The 15,715-nt window shown below is 30.4% G+C and carries 17 protein-coding genes, 1 tRNA gene and 1 riboswitch; of the genes, 10 read left to right on the top strand and 8 right to left on the bottom strand.

Annotated elements, in window-relative coordinates; all coding sequences use genetic code 11:
* Positions 1–14: 14 nt before the first annotated feature.
* The 3 genes from N5D46_RS08765 to N5D46_RS08755 form a co-directional block, all read right to left on the bottom strand.
* Entirely contained in the window at positions 15–716 is a 702-nt protein-coding gene (locus N5D46_RS08765; protein ID WP_038333628.1) for a hypothetical protein, read from the bottom strand.
* Positions 717–894: 178 nt separating this feature from the next.
* The gene (locus tag N5D46_RS08760; protein ID WP_038333627.1) at positions 895–2,781 is read right to left on the bottom strand and encodes a S9 family peptidase; all 1,887 of its coding nucleotides are present in this window, start codon (positions 2,779–2,781) and stop codon (positions 895–897) included.
* A gap of 185 nt (positions 2,782–2,966) precedes the next feature.
* Positions 2,967–3,806: a hypothetical protein gene (locus N5D46_RS08755; RefSeq protein ID WP_236688191.1), complete on the bottom strand. Its 840-nt coding sequence runs from the start codon at positions 3,804–3,806 to the stop codon at positions 2,967–2,969.
* A 258-nt stretch (positions 3,807–4,064) separates the two neighbouring features.
* On the opposite strand from N5D46_RS08755, the gene N5D46_RS08750 reads away from it, so the two are divergent.
* The 3 genes from N5D46_RS08750 to N5D46_RS08740 all read left to right on the top strand — a co-directional run bounded on the left by N5D46_RS08750 (position 4,065) and on the right by N5D46_RS08740 (position 6,689).
* Entirely contained in the window at positions 4,065–4,355 is a 291-nt protein-coding gene (locus N5D46_RS08750; RefSeq protein ID WP_280049760.1) for a hypothetical protein, read from the top strand.
* A 103-nt stretch (positions 4,356–4,458) separates the two neighbouring features.
* Positions 4,459–6,003, top strand: a complete 1,545-nt coding sequence (locus N5D46_RS08745) for a SulP family inorganic anion transporter (protein ID WP_038333625.1) — start codon at positions 4,459–4,461, stop codon at positions 6,001–6,003.
* 50 nt (positions 6,004–6,053) lie between these two features.
* A complete protein-coding gene (locus tag N5D46_RS08740) occupies positions 6,054–6,689 on the top strand; it encodes a carbonic anhydrase (protein WP_280037400.1) in 636 nt (211 codons plus the stop codon).
* A 71-nt stretch (positions 6,690–6,760) separates the two neighbouring features.
* On the opposite strand, the gene N5D46_RS08735 is transcribed toward N5D46_RS08740, so the two are convergent.
* Both N5D46_RS08735 and N5D46_RS08730 read right to left on the bottom strand, forming a co-directional pair.
* Positions 6,761–7,633 (bottom strand): hypothetical protein, encoded by an 873-nt coding sequence (locus N5D46_RS08735; protein WP_280049759.1) that lies wholly within the window; start codon positions 7,631–7,633, stop codon positions 6,761–6,763.
* A 286-nt stretch (positions 7,634–7,919) separates the two neighbouring features.
* A complete protein-coding gene (locus tag N5D46_RS08730; protein ID WP_221854544.1) occupies positions 7,920–8,372 on the bottom strand; it encodes a type I restriction enzyme HsdR N-terminal domain-containing protein in 453 nt (150 codons plus the stop codon).
* A 3-nt stretch (positions 8,373–8,375) separates the two neighbouring features.
* Here N5D46_RS08730 and holA point away from each other — a divergent pair, with 3 nt between their 5' ends.
* Positions 8,376–9,386 carry a DNA polymerase III subunit delta gene (gene holA, locus N5D46_RS08725; protein ID WP_280049758.1) on the top strand — a complete coding sequence of 337 codons (1,011 nt, stop codon included), beginning with the start codon at positions 8,376–8,378 and terminating at the stop codon, positions 9,384–9,386.
* Between the two features lie 71 nt (positions 9,387–9,457).
* The gene (trxB, locus tag N5D46_RS08720; RefSeq protein ID WP_280049756.1) at positions 9,458–10,402 is read left to right on the top strand and encodes a thioredoxin-disulfide reductase; all 945 of its coding nucleotides are present in this window, start codon (positions 9,458–9,460) and stop codon (positions 10,400–10,402) included.
* 141 nt (positions 10,403–10,543) lie between these two features.
* On the opposite strand, the gene N5D46_RS08715 is transcribed toward trxB, so the two are convergent.
* Together N5D46_RS08715 and N5D46_RS08710 are read right to left on the bottom strand one after the other, a co-directional pair.
* Positions 10,544–11,191: a 2OG-Fe(II) oxygenase gene (locus N5D46_RS08715; protein WP_125350130.1), complete on the bottom strand. Its 648-nt coding sequence runs from the start codon at positions 11,189–11,191 to the stop codon at positions 10,544–10,546.
* A gap of 123 nt (positions 11,192–11,314) precedes the next feature.
* Positions 11,315–11,851 (bottom strand): GNAT family N-acetyltransferase, encoded by a 537-nt coding sequence (locus N5D46_RS08710; protein ID WP_306822322.1) that lies wholly within the window; start codon positions 11,849–11,851, stop codon positions 11,315–11,317.
* A 370-nt stretch (positions 11,852–12,221) separates the two neighbouring features.
* Between N5D46_RS08710 and N5D46_RS08705 the strand changes: the two genes are divergently transcribed.
* The 4 genes from N5D46_RS08705 to N5D46_RS08690 all read left to right on the top strand — a co-directional run bounded on the left by N5D46_RS08705 (position 12,222) and on the right by N5D46_RS08690 (position 14,590).
* On the top strand, positions 12,222–12,677 hold the full coding sequence (locus tag N5D46_RS08705; protein WP_125350131.1) for a hypothetical protein: 456 nt from the start codon (positions 12,222–12,224) through the stop codon (positions 12,675–12,677).
* Positions 12,678–12,764: 87 nt separating this feature from the next.
* A riboswitch (TPP riboswitch) is annotated at positions 12,765–12,868 on the top strand.
* 25 nt (positions 12,869–12,893) lie between these two features.
* Positions 12,894–13,481, top strand: coding sequence for a nicotinamide riboside transporter PnuC (gene pnuC / locus N5D46_RS08700; RefSeq protein ID WP_125350155.1), 588 nt, complete (start codon positions 12,894–12,896; stop codon positions 13,479–13,481).
* Positions 13,465–14,490: a hypothetical protein gene (locus N5D46_RS08695; protein WP_185144185.1), complete on the top strand. Its 1,026-nt coding sequence runs from the start codon at positions 13,465–13,467 to the stop codon at positions 14,488–14,490. Before pnuC ends, N5D46_RS08695 begins: the two co-directional genes overlap by 17 nt.
* Before the next feature lie 28 nt (positions 14,491–14,518).
* Positions 14,519–14,590, top strand: a tRNA-Arg gene (locus N5D46_RS08690).
* Between the two features lie 296 nt (positions 14,591–14,886).
* Here N5D46_RS08690 and N5D46_RS08685 read toward each other — a convergent pair.
* On the bottom strand, positions 14,887–15,117 hold the full coding sequence (locus N5D46_RS08685) for a helix-turn-helix transcriptional regulator (RefSeq protein WP_125350133.1): 231 nt from the start codon (positions 15,115–15,117) through the stop codon (positions 14,887–14,889).
* A 174-nt stretch (positions 15,118–15,291) separates the two neighbouring features.
* On the opposite strand from N5D46_RS08685, the gene N5D46_RS08680 reads away from it, so the two are divergent.
* Positions 15,292–15,645: a hypothetical protein gene (locus N5D46_RS08680; RefSeq protein ID WP_280049755.1), complete on the top strand. Its 354-nt coding sequence runs from the start codon at positions 15,292–15,294 to the stop codon at positions 15,643–15,645.
* Positions 15,646–15,715 lie beyond the last annotated feature (70 nt).

The following is a 15,715-nucleotide window of genomic DNA, read 5'->3' as shown; positions in this document are numbered from 1 at the left end:
GGTAAATTTATTTTTTAATCTTCTTGTCTTTTAATTTTCAGAATATAGTTTTCTAACTCTAATTCATCGGTATCTACTAATTCGAAATCATTAAAATGAGTTAAACTTTTCTCAAAAAATGCTGTAACTTTTTCTTTTTCTAACGATGGATGAACTTTAATTCCGTTAAATTTTATGTTCTTCATATAGACATAAAAATCATAATCAAAATCGGTTTCTCCTAAATAAGTATTGGCTATTTTTCCTTTCCATTTGATGTCAAAAACACCAAATTCTTCTGTATCTAAAAACGTAATTTCGTGCTGAGCAACCGTGTCATTACCTAACATTGAAATACCAAAAGCAAGATTTTCTGACTCGTCAAGATTTACTGGAAGAGGATCAATTTCGAATGTTTTTTTATTGAGTTGATTAAAATCTAATTGCGCATCATTGTCTATCTTTATCCCTTTGTTGTTCCAATATGTACTCGAGATGATAGCATGATCATAATTAATCCAAAGCTGTTTTTCGGCATTCTCTTCAGAAATGTCATCTATTTCATCCAAATCATCTTTATATTCTTCTTCTTCGTCATAATTATCTGACTCTAAATGAAGATCCATCCAAAGGTCAAAATTTTCATCAAGGCGAGCACTCCAAACAAAATCTATTACTTTGTGTCCGTTTGTAAATGGGCTATTCGAAAAATATATTTTGTTATTATCCTTACTCATAAATTGGGTTTTGACTTATGTTTTTGAATTTACAACGATTATTCTACTCTACAAAATTTTAAAAAATAATTGGTTCGTTTATTAGATATTGTCATTGATTTTCAAAGAAATAAAAAAAGTGCAATTTCTATAGAAATTGCACTTTTAAATTATAGTTATGATTTATAAATCAAATGAATTACAATGTTTCTTTTAACCACTTGAAAAATTCTGTATGCCAAATCACAGAATTTTGTGGTTTTAACACCCAGTGATTTTCTTCAGGGAAATAAATAAAACGAGATTTGATTCCTTTCAATTGTAAAATTTGATAAGCCTCTTGTCCTTGTCCCATTGGCACGCGATAATCATGACCTCCAACATAAATTAACATTGGCGTATTCCATTTATTTACTAATTCTGTACTACTTGGATCAAATTTAGAGTACGTTTTTTGCGCAGCTTTGTTATTTGTTTCCCACCAAGCACCACCAGCATCCCAGTTTGTAAAGAAAATTTCTTCTGTAGTTCCGTACATCGATTTCAAATCGAAAACACCATTATGTGCAATAAAAGACTTGAAACGACCTTCGTGAATACCTGCTAAATAATAAACAGAATATCCTCCGTAAGATGCACCAACAGCACCAAGACGATCTTTATCTACATAAGATTCTTTCGAGATATCATCAATCGCAGCCAAATAATCTTGCATTACTTGTCCTCCCCAATCTTTAGAAATTTGCTCATTCCACTCTACTCCATGACCTGGCATTCCACGACGGTTTGGCGCAATTACAATATACCCTTGTGCTGCCATTAATTGGAAATTCCAACGAGGAGAATAAAATTGCGTTAAAGCAGATTGTGGTCCACCTTGACAATACAATAAAGTTGGATACTTTTTATTCGGATCAAAATTTGGTGGATAAATTACCCATGCAAACATTTCTTTTCCGTCTGTAGTTTTAATTTTACGTGCTTTTACATCACTCAACGCAATGTTATCGAAGATATCTTTGTTTTCGTTTGTTAATTGCGTTAATGCTCCAGATTTCAAATCAACTACATAAATTTCTGCAGCGTGATTGATATCTGTTTTTGTAACAATTGCTTTATTACCAACAATTTCTTTGATGTCTGCAATGTCAAAATCACCTTTTGTAATTTGTTTGATGAAAGGCATTTTTCTCATTTTGAAGTTTACATCAACCTCAAATAATTGAATTGTTCCTCCTACTGGTGCATTGAAATAAATTTTGTTACCATCATTGCTCCATTTATAACCTTGTACGGTTCCGTCCCAATGTTTTGTAATATTCATTTCGATATCACCACGACGAACGATTAAGTCATTTTTATCTGCCTCGTAACCATCGCGCTCCATGCTCAAAAACGCAAAATCTCCTTGAGAAGAAAAACTTGGTGTATTGTCATAACCCATTTTTCCTTCCGTGATATTTTTCGTCGTTTTCGTTGCTAAATCGTATTGATAAATATCTGTATTTGTGCTTAATGCGTAATCTGTTCCGAATTTCTTCTTAGAAACATACAAAACTTTTGTTCCATCTGGCGTCCAAACAAATTCTGAAACAGAATATGGTTCGTCTTTTAAAACATCAATTTTAGTTGAACCTTCTTTATTTTCTGATACAAATAAATGATCGTAATTTCCATCATTCCAAGTATCCCAATGTCTGTAATTTAATTCATTATAAATCTGCACATTCGATTTGTCCATTTCTGGATAATAATCAGAACCAAAAACCTTTTGTAATTTAACTTTATCAGTTTCTGCTTTATATTGTTGAGATTTATTCAACGATTCATCAGCCAAAAGCGTTTTATAATCTTCGATTTCCGAAGCTTTTCCTCCTGCCAACGAAATCATATATGTTTTCGATGTGTCTTCTTGTGTTTTTACGTTAGTAGAAGTTACTTTATAAATCAGATTTTTTTGATCTTTTGTTACTCCAACTGGAGCTACTTTTTTTACTTGCCAAAGAAGTTCTGGCGTCATTACTTTTTGTCCCATTGCTGTTGTCGATATCAAGATACTTGCGACTAATACAGAAAATCTATTCATGTTAATTTCAAATCTAAATAATTGTAAAAGTAACAATTCTTTATCGAGAAAGGTTAAATTTATAAATAAAAAAAGACATCATCCAGTACAAATTGTACTTAAATGATGTCTCCGCTAATAATTTTTTTCAAATCGTCTAATCGATTCTTAAAATTAGGCTATATATTTTATATTAAACCACTTAATTAAAAGTTTAACTTATTTTTATGAGTAAAAACTGGAATAATTGCTCCAAAAACTAAATTTTGTTGAGAGAATACAATATCCTGTTTTGCTTTATCCGCTTTGTTTGCAGTTGTACGAATATCACTTAAGTTAGCATATCCACCTTTTAATTCGGCTTGTACAAAGAAATAATCCCAAAAAGTAAAGTTGATCCCAACCATTGCAGCTGTAGCAAAACCTGCTAAGTGAAACTCATCATAACGTTCGTTACCCATCAATTTTACGTTAGAACGTGGATATAAAATCCCTGCTCCCAAACCAGCTGTTACGTTAACATCGATTCCTTTTCCGTTTTTTGTAATTGGAAAATGTTGAATATTATCAAAACGACGAACCTCTAAATTAGCATAGTTCAAACCATCTGTATGTTCAAACGTTAAGAAATCTTCTGTTAATTTTTGATCGACATTATTATATGTTCCATCGTAATCTGAACCTGTATTGATGTGACCATTCATTTTTACAACTTGGTCTTGATCCATCACATATTTCATGTGATCAATCCCAAAAGAGATATTCCAATTATCCGAAACAAAGTAACCTAAACGGAAGTTATATTGCGGAATTGTCATAGAACTTGGATTGAAATACTTGATTCCAAAAGAAGTTTGACGGTCATGAGCTGCTACATTATCTAATGTAAAATCGTATCCATCTCCTTTGAACTGAATATCTGATTTTGTATACTGCGCGTGATTCCAACCCCAATAAACATAAAATTTACCTTTATTATTTTTTCCTTGCCCGAAAGTAGTTGCAACCAAAGCAACTAAAAACATTACACTTATATACTTTCTCAAAATTTAACTTTTTGCAAATTTATTCTTAAAAAAATTGAGTAAAAATGATTTATGATATCAATTTTATATCTAGACAATATTTAAAATCAATAAACATTGTTAAGCGTCATAAAATAAAATGATAAATATTTATTAAAAATGATGTTCTCTATTTTGTAATTAAAAATTAAAATATATTTTTGTGACATAATGAAAGACTACCTGATAAAACATAGCATTGGAATTTTTTTCACGCTTCTTTTGGTGTTCAGTACGAACATGCAAGGGTTGGCGGGTTATGTAGATTATCAGATGAGAATGGAGCAACAAGACAAAAAAGATTCTTCTGACAATGATCAAAAAGCTTTGTTTTCTCAAACTTCAACTGAAGAAGAAAATAATCAGAAAAATTCTTCGAGCGAAATCACAGAAAAAATACATTATTTCCACGAAATAAAATTGTTTACATTTTTTAATGTGAAACAAACTACACATTCGGATTTTCATCATTCTAATGCATATGCGTCTTTAGACAATGGTGTGACAACTCCACCTCCAGAATTAGTTTAATTTTTTAATTGATTTTTTGCATCATCCTATTCAAATCTATTGAATGGACAGCAAATTTATTTTTATCATTTTAAATTATTAAATAATTCATTTTAAAATTATTATGAATCTTTTTCAAAATTGGAAAAAGGACATACCTGCGAGTATTGTTGTCTTTTTCGTTGCATTACCTTTATGTTTAGGTGTTGCGTTGGCCAGTGGTGCGCCTTTATTTGCCGGAATTATTGCGGGAATTGTAGGAGGAATTGTTGTTGGTCTTATTTCTAAATCTCAAATTGGTGTTTCTGGTCCAGCGGCTGGTTTGGTCGTTATTGTTTTAACTGCTATTACAGATTTGGGTGCTTACGAACTCTTTTTAGTGGCGGTTGTTATCGCCGGAATTTTTCAGATATTACTAGGTATTCTAAAAGCCGGAGTTATTGGTTATTACTTTCCATCTTCGGTGATTAAAGGAATGTTGTGCGCGATTGGTATTTCAATTTTCTTGAAACAAATTCCGTTAGCGTTAGGCTATACAGAAACGTTTAGTTTTAGTAATTTTAGTTTAGATTTTATCACACCAGGAGCGATTATTATTACAGCAATCTCTTTATTTATCTTGATTGTTTGGGATAATATTTTAGGAAAAAAATCAAACTTTTTCAAATTATTACCAGGATCATTAGTAGCTGTATTAGTAGGTATTTTGTACCAAGTTACAATTGGTGATACCAACCACGAAGTATTTTCTATCGACCACAATTTATTAGTAAAAGTTCCTGTTCCTGAAAGTGTTTCAGATTTCTTAGGACAATTTACTATGCCCGATTTCGCCTCTGGATTAACAAATCCTATGGTTTGGCAAGTTGCATTTACCATCGCAATTGTAGCGTCATTAGAGACTTTATTATCTGTAGAAGCAACTGATAAATTAGATCCTTTAAAGCGTCAAACACCTACAAATCGAGAATTGATTGCACAAGGTGTCGGAAACTCTTTAGCTGGTTTAATTGGAGGTTTACCTGTTACGCAAGTTATTGTACGTTCATCTGCAAATGCAATGAGTGGCGGGCTTACAAAACTTTCTACAATTACGCACGGTGTTTTATTATTAGTGAGTGTGATCTCTATTCCAATGTTTTTAAATTTAATTCCAAATGCGGTTTTAGCTTCTATTCTATTGGTTATTGGATACAAATTAGGTAATCCGAAACAATTCTTGGATATGAAAAAATTAGGAAAAGATCAGTTAATTCCGTTCGCAGTAACAGTTATTGCAATTTTGGCAACAGATTTATTAAAAGGTATCATCATTGGTCTTATTGTTGGTGTAGTGGTTTCGTTAATCAAATCTTACAATAACTCGCACGTAATGTTGGTGAAAGAAGGAAATGTTTTCCATATGAATTTTGCTGAGGAGGTAACGTTTGTAAACCGCGGTGCAATTGTAAAAGAATTAGATGGTTTGAAACCTGGTTCTAATCTTGAATTAGATGTTCGTAAAACACGAATTTTAGATTATGATATTATTGAATATTTAGATGAATTTAAAGTCAAAGCAAAAAATAATAACATTAATATTCGACTAATTTCCGAACGTGGAACAGTCGATAATCCACCATCATTCAGAGAGTTTTTTGGTTACGTCTTAGTTGCTGGAGCTCATTAATCTGTAAAAAACATATAAAAATTAAAACACCCACAATAAAATTAAATATAATGAAAGCACATACATCAGAAACTCAAGCAACAACAACTCCAGAGAAAGCGTTAGAATTTTTAAAAGAAGGAAATGCAAGATTTGTTCAAAATTTAAAAGCGAACAGAGATTTACTTTCACAAGTGAATGACACAAGAGAGGGACAATGGCCGTTTGCGGTTGTTTTGAGCTGTATTGATAGCCGTACTTCAGCGGAACTTATTTTCGATCAAGGTTTAGGAGATATTTTTAGTGTACGAATTGCTGGTAATTTCGTTAATCAAGATATTTTAGGTTCGATGGAATTTGGAACAAACGTGGCTGGCTCTAAATTGATTGTTGTCTTAGGACATTCTAAATGTGGCGCTTTGAAAGGCGGATTAGACGCTGAAGCAATTCACAAAACTGGAATGAATAATTTGTGTCATTTGGTTGATCATTTCAATCCAATTATCGACGAAATCATTCAAGAAGGTGAAGAACGCTCTTCTAAAAATGCAGATTTATTAGAAAGATTAAATCACCAAAACGTTATACAAACCATAGAAGATATTCGTAACCAAAGTACAACCTTGAACACCTTAGAAAAAGAAGGGAAAATCAAGATAATAGGTGCAAACTACTGTGTAGATTCAGGCGTTGTAACTTGGTTATAAAACAATTAATTCTTTAGATATTTTTTAGTAATGTAAAAGCCACTCGCAGAGTGGCTTTTGTTATTTAATAATTACAACGGATTATTAATATTTGACTTAATAAATAAAAATATACCCTCTTCTTCTTTCAACTGTTGTTTATTAAATATTATCATTCTCTTCATTTTATTTATCTTCTTAAAATTAATATTTGCTAATACTATAAATGATAGCTTTATCTTTAACAGTCTTTTCTTATTTAAAAATTTATACCTATTTAAATTAATAAATGCTTCTTCATATTTAATATAAAGCACAATTAAAAAAAGTAATGGTATATATATTATTGTTAAAAAAGGAGCTACAAAAAATGTTTTAATATTATCAAGATTTATAAATTTATTAAAATCTAAAATTATTTTTAAAACTGTGAAAATCAAAACTGAAAAGCCTAATAATAAAAATATTAAATTCAAAAACTCTGTAACTTTCTTATACCTATTATCAGTTTTACTTTTATATAATGATAATTGAAGTATGAATGTAAACAATACAACTATAGGAACTAAAAAAAATTCTACTATAAAACTGAAAGATTCTAAATTTATTAAATAATCTAAAACAGAATTAAAGGTAAATAATTCTAAAATTATTACTACAAAATCTCTCAATCTGTTTATTTTATTAATATTAAAAAGAAGTATAAACTGACTTGTAAAGAACCAAAACAAAAGCTCTTTATAATATGAATTTTCCCAAAACCCTTTTGATATTAATAAAAACACAAAAAAGCCTAAATAAATTATAATCAATATATAAAGTATAACAAAGCTTTTATCAAAAATTGACTCTAAAATTCTTTTTGTTCCATTCAAATTAAAAAATGATACATAAACTAACAATATTAAAAACCATAAAGCAATCGATAAATCTCTATTGCTTATTGCCTGCCAAAATTCATTCATTAAAATTAATTTTTATTTGCAAAAATGATTACTCCACCACTTCTTTTACCAACCTTACTACCTAATTTACTCAGCAAGTTTACTTCAAGACTTAGTTGACTACGTTCTGAACCCCGTCAGCTTACTAAAATACAAAGCTAGCTTACTTCGGAACGTACTCAGCTTGGTTTAAAACCACATCGACTACGTTCGGGACGTGGTCAGCTACGTTTGAAACGTAGTCAAGATCCATTAAAATCGCTCGAATTGACAAATTTTCAAATCAACACATTAGCTCATTTTCAAATTATCCCTTCTTCGGCAACTCTTTCAAGAAGTTATATCTTTTTTGAACAAAATCCATCATACAATAAAAATGATTCAAACCATTTGTTACCATCAACAATTGAGAACCTAACACAATGTTGTAACGCGCTATTTGATCAAAAGTTGCTTGCGAAATTGCAATATTCGGCGCTTTACATTCCACCATAATAAATGGTTTTTCTTGCTGATAAACGACAATATCTGCACGTTTTCGCATTCCTGTAATATCAATTGCAACTTCCAACGCAATCGCCGAAGTTGAATAACCCAAATCGTTGATTAAATAATTCAGAACGTGTTGCCTAACCCATTCTTCGGGCGTATAGACCAACCATTTTTTTCGAATCAAACAAAAGATATACAATTTATCTTGGGCTTGTTTCAATCTTATTTGGTATTTTTCGGAAAAATTTAATTGTACTAATTCAGTCATTGTATGAGTCCTGTAGAATCTTTGATCAAAGATATAAAAAACAAAAACTATAAACCGATTTACTTCTTGGCGGGCGACGAGCCGTTTTTCATCGATCAGGTAACTGATTTGTTGGAAGCAAATATTTTAACAGAAGAAGAAAAAGGTTTTAACCAAACAATAGTTTATGGACAAGATGTAGAAGTTGGACAATTGATTGGAATGGCCCGTCAATACCCGATGGGGGCAGAAAAATCTGTAGTGATTGTAAAAGAAGCACAACATCTTAGCCGTTCGATAGATCAGTTGGAAATGTATGCAAATCAAGTACAAGATTCAACGGTTTTAATCATCAATTACAAAGGAAATTCACTTGATAAACGCAAGAAAATCTATAAAATTCTGAATGAAAAAGGGTATTACCACGAATTCAAAAGGATTTATGAAAGCGAACTACCTGCTTGGATAGAACAGAAAGTTGCAGCTAATCAATTTAAGATTGAACCAAAAGCAAAGTTTCTGTTGACGGAATATGTAGGTGCAGATTTATCTCGTTTGAACAATGAATTAGAAAAACTCTTTACAATTGTTGGTGCGGATAAAACCATCACACCAAATCATATTGAGGAACATATTGGGATTAGTAAAGATTATAATGTTTTTGAACTTCGCAATGCAATCGAAACGAAGAACATCGAAAAAGCATTCAAAATCATTAAATATTTCGAAAAAAATCCGAAGGATAACCCGTACGTCGTTTCAATCACAACAATTTTTAACCTATTTACAAACATCATTCAAATTCATGTTACGCCAGATAAATCAAAACAAAATTTGGCAAAAGTATTAGGAATTAATCCCTACTTTGTACAAGGAATGATAACGGCTGCGAGTAATTATCCGTTAAAAAAAACTACGAGAATTATCTCATTTATTCGCGAATATGATTTGAAAGGAAAAGGTGTTGGAACTACTGGAAATGTGACGCCAAGCCAATTGCTGATTGAATTAGTGTATAAAATTATGAATCTATAATTTTCATCTATTTATAGAATCGAGAAAACTAAATAAGAAATACTAAATTTGTAAAAAAATAAAACAACACAATGGAAAATAACGTAAGAGATGTTATCATAATAGGATCTGGACCTGCTGGTTATACAGCGGGAATTTATGCTGCACGCGCGAACATGAATCCTTTGATTTTAACTGGTATGGAGCCAGGTGGACAATTAACAACAACAACAGATGTTGAGAATTTTCCAGGTTATCCAGAAGCAATTACAGGACCAGAATTGATGGCTGATTTACAAAAACAAGCTGAGCGCTTTGGAACTGAAATAAAATACGAATATGTAACGGAAGTAACTTTTGGAGAAAAAGAAGGTGATGTACATATTGTAAAATCAAACAATGGAACTTACCAAGCGCGTTCTATCATTATTTCGACAGGTGCAACAGCGAAATATTTAGGATTAGACGATGAAACTAAATACGCTGGTAGCGGTGTTTCGGCTTGTGCAACTTGCGATGGTTTCTTTTACCGCGGTAAAGATGTTGCTGTAGTTGGTGGTGGTGATACCGCTGCTGAGGAAGCTACTTACTTATCAAAACTTTGTAACAAAGTTTATTTATTGGTTCGTAAAGAAGAAATGCGCGCATCTAAAGCTATGCAAGATCGTGTTACAAATACACATAATTTAGAGGTTTTATACAACCACGAATTAATTGGTTTAGAAGGAAACAATGTTGTTGAAAAAGCTAAAATCATCAACAATATTACAAATGAAGAAAAAGAATTAATCATTGATGGAGTTTTTATCGCGATTGGGCATAAACCAAATACAGAATTATTCCAAGGGAAATTGGATATGGACGAAACAGGATACTTAATCACACAAGATCGTTCGTATAAAACAAATGTACCAGGTGTTTTTGCTGCTGGAGATGTACAAGATTCTGTTTACAGACAAGCAATTACTGCTGCTGGTTCTGGTTGTGCTGCTGCTTTGGATGCTGAGCGTTATGTTGCAGAATTCTTTGAAGCATAATTATATTTTTAATAACATATCAAAAAAACTCAACCAATTGGTTGAGTTTTTTTGATTCTTATTGTCTAAATCGTTCAAATTGATGCCAATATTTATCTAATGTAAATAGAAATTGAAATCTCGAAGCAACTACAGATTTTATTACAAATATGTCAAAATATTTCCTCTGGTTTTCAACCAACCTGTGATACTATATCTTGGTCGATTAACAGTTTTTACTTCGTGCGGAATAGTTTTACTATCAAAAACAGCCAAACGACCAGCAAGAGGTAAAATATCTAATTCTTTTTCAACCTTATTTTCATCTGCCAAATACAAGGTCAATTGTCCGCCAAATTCATCTTTCCATTCTTCATCATTCAAATACAAAACAATAGAAAGTGTGCGTCTATCATCATTCTTAAAAGCATCAACATGTTTTTGGTAAAATGTCCCTTCTGGATAAATAGCGTAATGAAATTCACTTTCCTCAATGCCCATGTAGCATGTTAAATTGAGATAGTCAATAAAATCATTGATTTTTGAGAAAAAAATTTCTTCCGTTTCTGTTTTATTTTCTTCATCAATCCATCTGATTTTATCGCCTCTGATTGATTTTATAATTTGTTCGTTAACCGAACTTCCGACAGCAGCTTGATGAAAATCTTTTTTATTTTCTTTTCGAATTATAGCTTCGCGAAGTTGCTTTGTTTCCTCTGTTGAGAAAAAAAAGTCTGAAATAGAGTATTTTTGATTTGATAAGTCATCAATAATCTTTTCATAAATTGGGTTTAATGTAATATTACTCATTCATTATTATGAAAACTTCAGTAAAAGTATATTTTATTACGAAAAACATAATCATATTTTTAAGTTTTTTTTCAAAAAAAGGACATAAAAAATCTGTCCTCAAAAAATAGTTTTAATTATCAATTACTTAAACCAGTCAACTTTATTCAACTGATAAATAAAATTTAACTTTGGCTCTTCTCCAAAATATTCAATTTGTTCTTCTTTCACTTTTTTACAACCCAAACGCTCTACTGCAATTTGCGAACGTACATTATCAGCGCCAACATGTAAATAAATTTTGTCAACAAACTGAAAAATATAATCAAACATTAATTTCTTAACAGACGGATTAAAACCTTTTCCCCAACAATTCGTCGAATAAAACGTATAACCAACCAAAATAGATGAATCTTGCTCATCATAATCGTAAAAACGAGAGCTACCAACAACTTGATTTGTCTGTTTATCAATAATCTTGAAAGCACCTTTACTTTGAATTGCACCTTCGAAAAAATTCATAAAAACATCTCTTTTCCAACGATTTTTATTTGGGTGCTGTTCCCAAACTTTCGGGTCTGAAGCAGCTAAATAAAGCGCTTCAAAATCATTATCGTTGAGCGGTTGAAGTTCTACTAAATCATTTTCTAAATTGGGCTGAATATTTATCATTTGTTTCATTTAATACAATACTAATTTACATTTTTCTTATACGATATTCATTAAAAATGATAATTAATTCATTGAAAATTTTTACATAAACTTTCTTAAAATGAAATCAGATAACTAAACTCAAAAAACAATTGGACTTTTATGGGAAGTCTATGAAAAGAAGCAAATTCTAGAAAGATTTCAAAGAACTTAATTAAAATGACAACCGAAGGATATACCCTTAAAGTTATTAAGATTGGACAATTAGAACTCTATAACCACAACAAGTTTCATTCAGAATTTTGTAGACGCTTATATAAAAAGGCTTGAACAATTAACAAAATAAATCTTGAATTTTATTGATTATTATTATACGACTAACTAACTTCACAGAAAAAATATGTTTTTAAATTTTGAAGATAAAGCCAGTCTTATTTCTAAACTAAAAAGTTTAAAAGTAGATCAACAGCCAGAATGGGGAATTATGACACCTCAACACATGGTTGAACATTTGATTGTAACCACTAAAATTTCAAATGGAGGTTTAACAGTACCTTGTCGAATTCCTGCAGAGCAAATACCCCAATACAAATCCTTTTTATTAGAATCTGATCATGAAATGCAAAAGGGGATAAAAGCAAATGGAATGGAAGGTTTACTAGATTTACGTTACCATTCTTTAGAAGCTGCAATAGAAAAATTAGAACAAGAAATTGATAAATTCAATTCATATTTCACAGAAAATCCTGATGCTAAAATTGTCAATCCTGTTTTAAATGATATTGGATACGAAGATTGGAAAATATTTCATAAAAAACATTTTACACATCATTTCAAGCAATTTGGTTTGATATAAAAAATACAATAATCAAAAAAGCTTTCTCAGAACTGAGAAAGCTTTTTTGATTATTAATTAGGAAAACTCATCAAAACTTTTCATCTTTGTCTTTCAATGGGGTGCTAAAAAGCTGAGAATATACCCAAGAACAATTTTGTTCTATACCTGATCCAGATAATGCTGGCGGAGGAATTGATGTTAGCAATAACTTCTATCTCCTCATCAAAACAAATTATGATGAAGGAAATTATTTTACACACAACTTGGCTTGAATGGCTAGGTGTCACATTTTCTATTTTTCAAGTCGTATTGGCGAGATTCAATAATCCAAAAAATTATTTATTTGGAATTGCAGGAATTACATTATCGCTTTTCGTTATGTTCAATTCTAAGCTATATGCCGAGTTCACTCTTAATATTTATTATTTAGTGATGAGCATTTATGGTTGGTTATATTGGCAATTTGGACAACAAAAACACGAAATTGAAATTACGATAACCAACAAAAAAGAATGGGGAGTTGTCACAGGAATTGTTTTAAGTAGTTTTACTATTTTTTATTTAGCACTTACACATATCACCGATTCTGACGTTCCAATTTGGGATTCAATCGTAAGCGCATTTGCATGGGCTGGTATGTGGTTAATGGCAAAACGTAAACTCGAAAATTGGATTTTGTTGAATATTAGTAACATTATTTCAATTCCATTAATGATTCACAAAGATTTGTATTTATATGCTATTTTATCGTTGATTTTATTCTGTGTGGCGATTTCTGGATATTTTAATTGGAGAAAAATTTTGAATGAAAATAATGCTTGATATTCCCAAACTTCAAAAAGAATTATTGAATAAAGAATCCTTTAATCAAGTAGTTCTCGATCATATTTATACTCAAAATTGGTTGAATATTTGGGTTCCGAAACAATACAATGGACTTGGCTTACATTTTTCTGAAGGATTAAAAATTCTTCAATCAGTTGCTAAAATTGACGGAAGTTTAGGTTGGTTTATAACGCTTTGTAGTGGAGCAAATTATTTTTCTCGAAATCTAAAACCCGATATTGTTTATAATTTATTTTCATCACAAAAAACGTGTTTTGGTGGAAGCGGAATGCTTGGTGGAACTGCTGAAAAAGTTGGAGATAAATATATCATAAACGGTTTGTGGCATTATGCAACTGGCGCTCCTTACCTCACTCATTTTACATTAAATGCGAAAATAATCGAAGATGGAAAAGAGAAATTGGATAAAAATGGTGAACCAAAGTTTTTGTCATTTATTTTAAATAAATCTCAAGTTAAATTAATTTCAACTTGGAAATCAATGGGAATGGTTGCTACATCTTCTCATAGTTTTGAAGTAGAAAATGAAATCGTTCATCAAGATTATAGTTTTATTTATAATGAATTTTATAGTGATGATTTGGTCGAAAAAATACCTTTCCGAATTTTTGCTGATTTAACTTTATTGGTAAATTATCTTGGAATGGCAGAACATTTTATCGAAAAAAGTTTAGAGATTATTCAATACCAAAAACAAACTAATTTTGATAATTTCGTTATTAAATCAACTTCGAAAACTATTGAATTTGCTAAAACAATAGAAAATTTATTGACAAATAATTCTCCTATTTCAGAAGAAATCGAAACTGAAATTCATTCATTTGGAATAGAAACTGTTGAGAAAATCACTCAATTTATCATTGAAATTTATCCACAACTTGGGATTAAAGCTTCAAAAATAAATGAAGAAATCAATCAAATTTTCAGAGATTATTTTACCGCAACCCAACACCGAAATTTTAGACAAAATATTCAACTCAAATAGTCTATTTATCTATATTTGCAAAACTTTTGGCTGCGTAATTTAATGGATAGAATATCAGATTCCGGTTCTGACAGTATGAGTTCGAGTCTCATCGTGGTCACAAAATAAAATTACAAAACCTTGGTATACAATTTTATAATAAATAAACTCTACATTTTTGTTACCTAAAACGTACCCTAAAATAGAATTTAACAAAAATTAAAGCTATTTTAATCTAATTGTATTCAATTTTTATCAAAGCAAACTTATAGGGGGAATATCAAAAAAATATTCTACACAACCACAGGAATCTATATAGTAGGGTGCGTGTTTTTAGGGTAAATTTGAGAACGATATATAAAAAGGATATAGTTTTTATAAAAGAAACTGATAAGGTTATCAATAATAAAAGCAATACTAGACAGAAGCCTCTGTAATTAAATCAACAACTTTTACTTCTAAAACGTCAGCAATTCTTTTTAAAGTTAAGATTGACGTTGAAATCTCAGCACGTTCTATTCTCCCAATTTGATTTTTTGATAAATCGCACTCGGTAGCAAGTTGAAACTGTGAAAGCCCACATTCTTCTCGTATTATACGAATTTTAGTACCAATAAGTTGAAGATATTTTTTATCTGCTGAATTCACATTTTAAAATTCATCAGATTATTTTTTACTATTGGACACTTATTTGGGGTATTTTTAATTATGTTTGCAATATTAAATTTTATCGTTTTATGGTTTTACGTAAAATCACGAAGGATTGAATCAATAAATTAGCAAAAAAAAAGCAACTATATTAATGACGAAAAAATACGTTATATGTTATCTACCGAATTCATTTCTTGGCAAAAATCTGAATATGATTTAACAGCCGAACCTGTTATCATTAAATATCAAGATTTTATTATAAAATTAATAAAAGATGGAGATATGAAAATATTTAAATATCTTGACCAAGAGACTAAATCAATGTCAAAAATTGATAGTGTATCTAAAATGGACCCTATTATCTACCAATTATACAAACTAGATTTCGGTGAACCTGAATTAGCAATAGATGATAAATATATAAAAACATCAAAAGAACAAATAATTGCACAACTTTTTTCTCCAAGAGTTGTCCTAACATGTGTTGTATATGTTAATAGTAATAAAAAAATAATAATGCAATAGAACGCAATAATCCAGGTGGTTGCTTATCTGTAATAATTGCGTTTGTTTTTGTCTTGTCTTATATAATTTA

It is taken from the genome of Empedobacter sp. GD03865 (genome assembly GCF_029840775.1).
In the GTDB taxonomy this organism is placed as follows: domain Bacteria; phylum Bacteroidota; class Bacteroidia; order Flavobacteriales; family Weeksellaceae; genus Empedobacter; species Empedobacter falsenii_B.
This window is presented reverse-complemented; position numbering and strand designations above follow the sequence as displayed.

Excerpts from the sequence above, each read along its gene's own strand:
- N5D46_RS08765 (WP_038333628.1), bottom strand. The coding sequence starts at position 716 with ATGAGTAAGGATAATAACAAAATATATTTTTCGAATAGCCCATTTACA.
- N5D46_RS08760 (WP_038333627.1), bottom strand. The coding sequence starts at position 2,781 with ATGAATAGATTTTCTGTATTAGTCGCAAGTATCTTGATATCGACAACA.
- N5D46_RS08750 (WP_280049760.1), top strand. The coding sequence starts at position 4,065 with ATGCAAGGGTTGGCGGGTTATGTAGATTATCAGATGAGAATGGAGCAA.
- N5D46_RS08745 (WP_038333625.1), top strand. The coding sequence starts at position 4,459 with ATGAATCTTTTTCAAAATTGGAAAAAGGACATACCTGCGAGTATTGTT.
- N5D46_RS08740 (WP_280037400.1), top strand. The coding sequence starts at position 6,054 with ATGAAAGCACATACATCAGAAACTCAAGCAACAACAACTCCAGAGAAA.
- N5D46_RS08735 (WP_280049759.1), bottom strand. The coding sequence starts at position 7,633 with ATGAATGAATTTTGGCAGGCAATAAGCAATAGAGATTTATCGATTGCT.
- N5D46_RS08730 (WP_221854544.1), bottom strand. The coding sequence starts at position 8,372 with ATGACTGAATTAGTACAATTAAATTTTTCCGAAAAATACCAAATAAGA.
- holA (WP_280049758.1), top strand. The coding sequence starts at position 8,376 with ATGAGTCCTGTAGAATCTTTGATCAAAGATATAAAAAACAAAAACTAT.
- trxB (WP_280049756.1), top strand. The coding sequence starts at position 9,458 with ATGGAAAATAACGTAAGAGATGTTATCATAATAGGATCTGGACCTGCT.
- N5D46_RS08715 (WP_125350130.1), bottom strand. The coding sequence starts at position 11,191 with ATGAGTAATATTACATTAAACCCAATTTATGAAAAGATTATTGATGAC.
- N5D46_RS08710 (WP_306822322.1), bottom strand. The coding sequence starts at position 11,851 with ATGAAACAAATGATAAATATTCAGCCCAATTTAGAAAATGATTTAGTA.
- N5D46_RS08705 (WP_125350131.1), top strand. The coding sequence starts at position 12,222 with ATGTTTTTAAATTTTGAAGATAAAGCCAGTCTTATTTCTAAACTAAAA.
- pnuC (WP_125350155.1), top strand. The coding sequence starts at position 12,894 with ATGATGAAGGAAATTATTTTACACACAACTTGGCTTGAATGGCTAGGT.
- N5D46_RS08695 (WP_185144185.1), top strand. The coding sequence starts at position 13,465 with ATGAAAATAATGCTTGATATTCCCAAACTTCAAAAAGAATTATTGAAT.
- N5D46_RS08680 (WP_280049755.1), top strand. The coding sequence starts at position 15,292 with ATGTTATCTACCGAATTCATTTCTTGGCAAAAATCTGAATATGATTTA.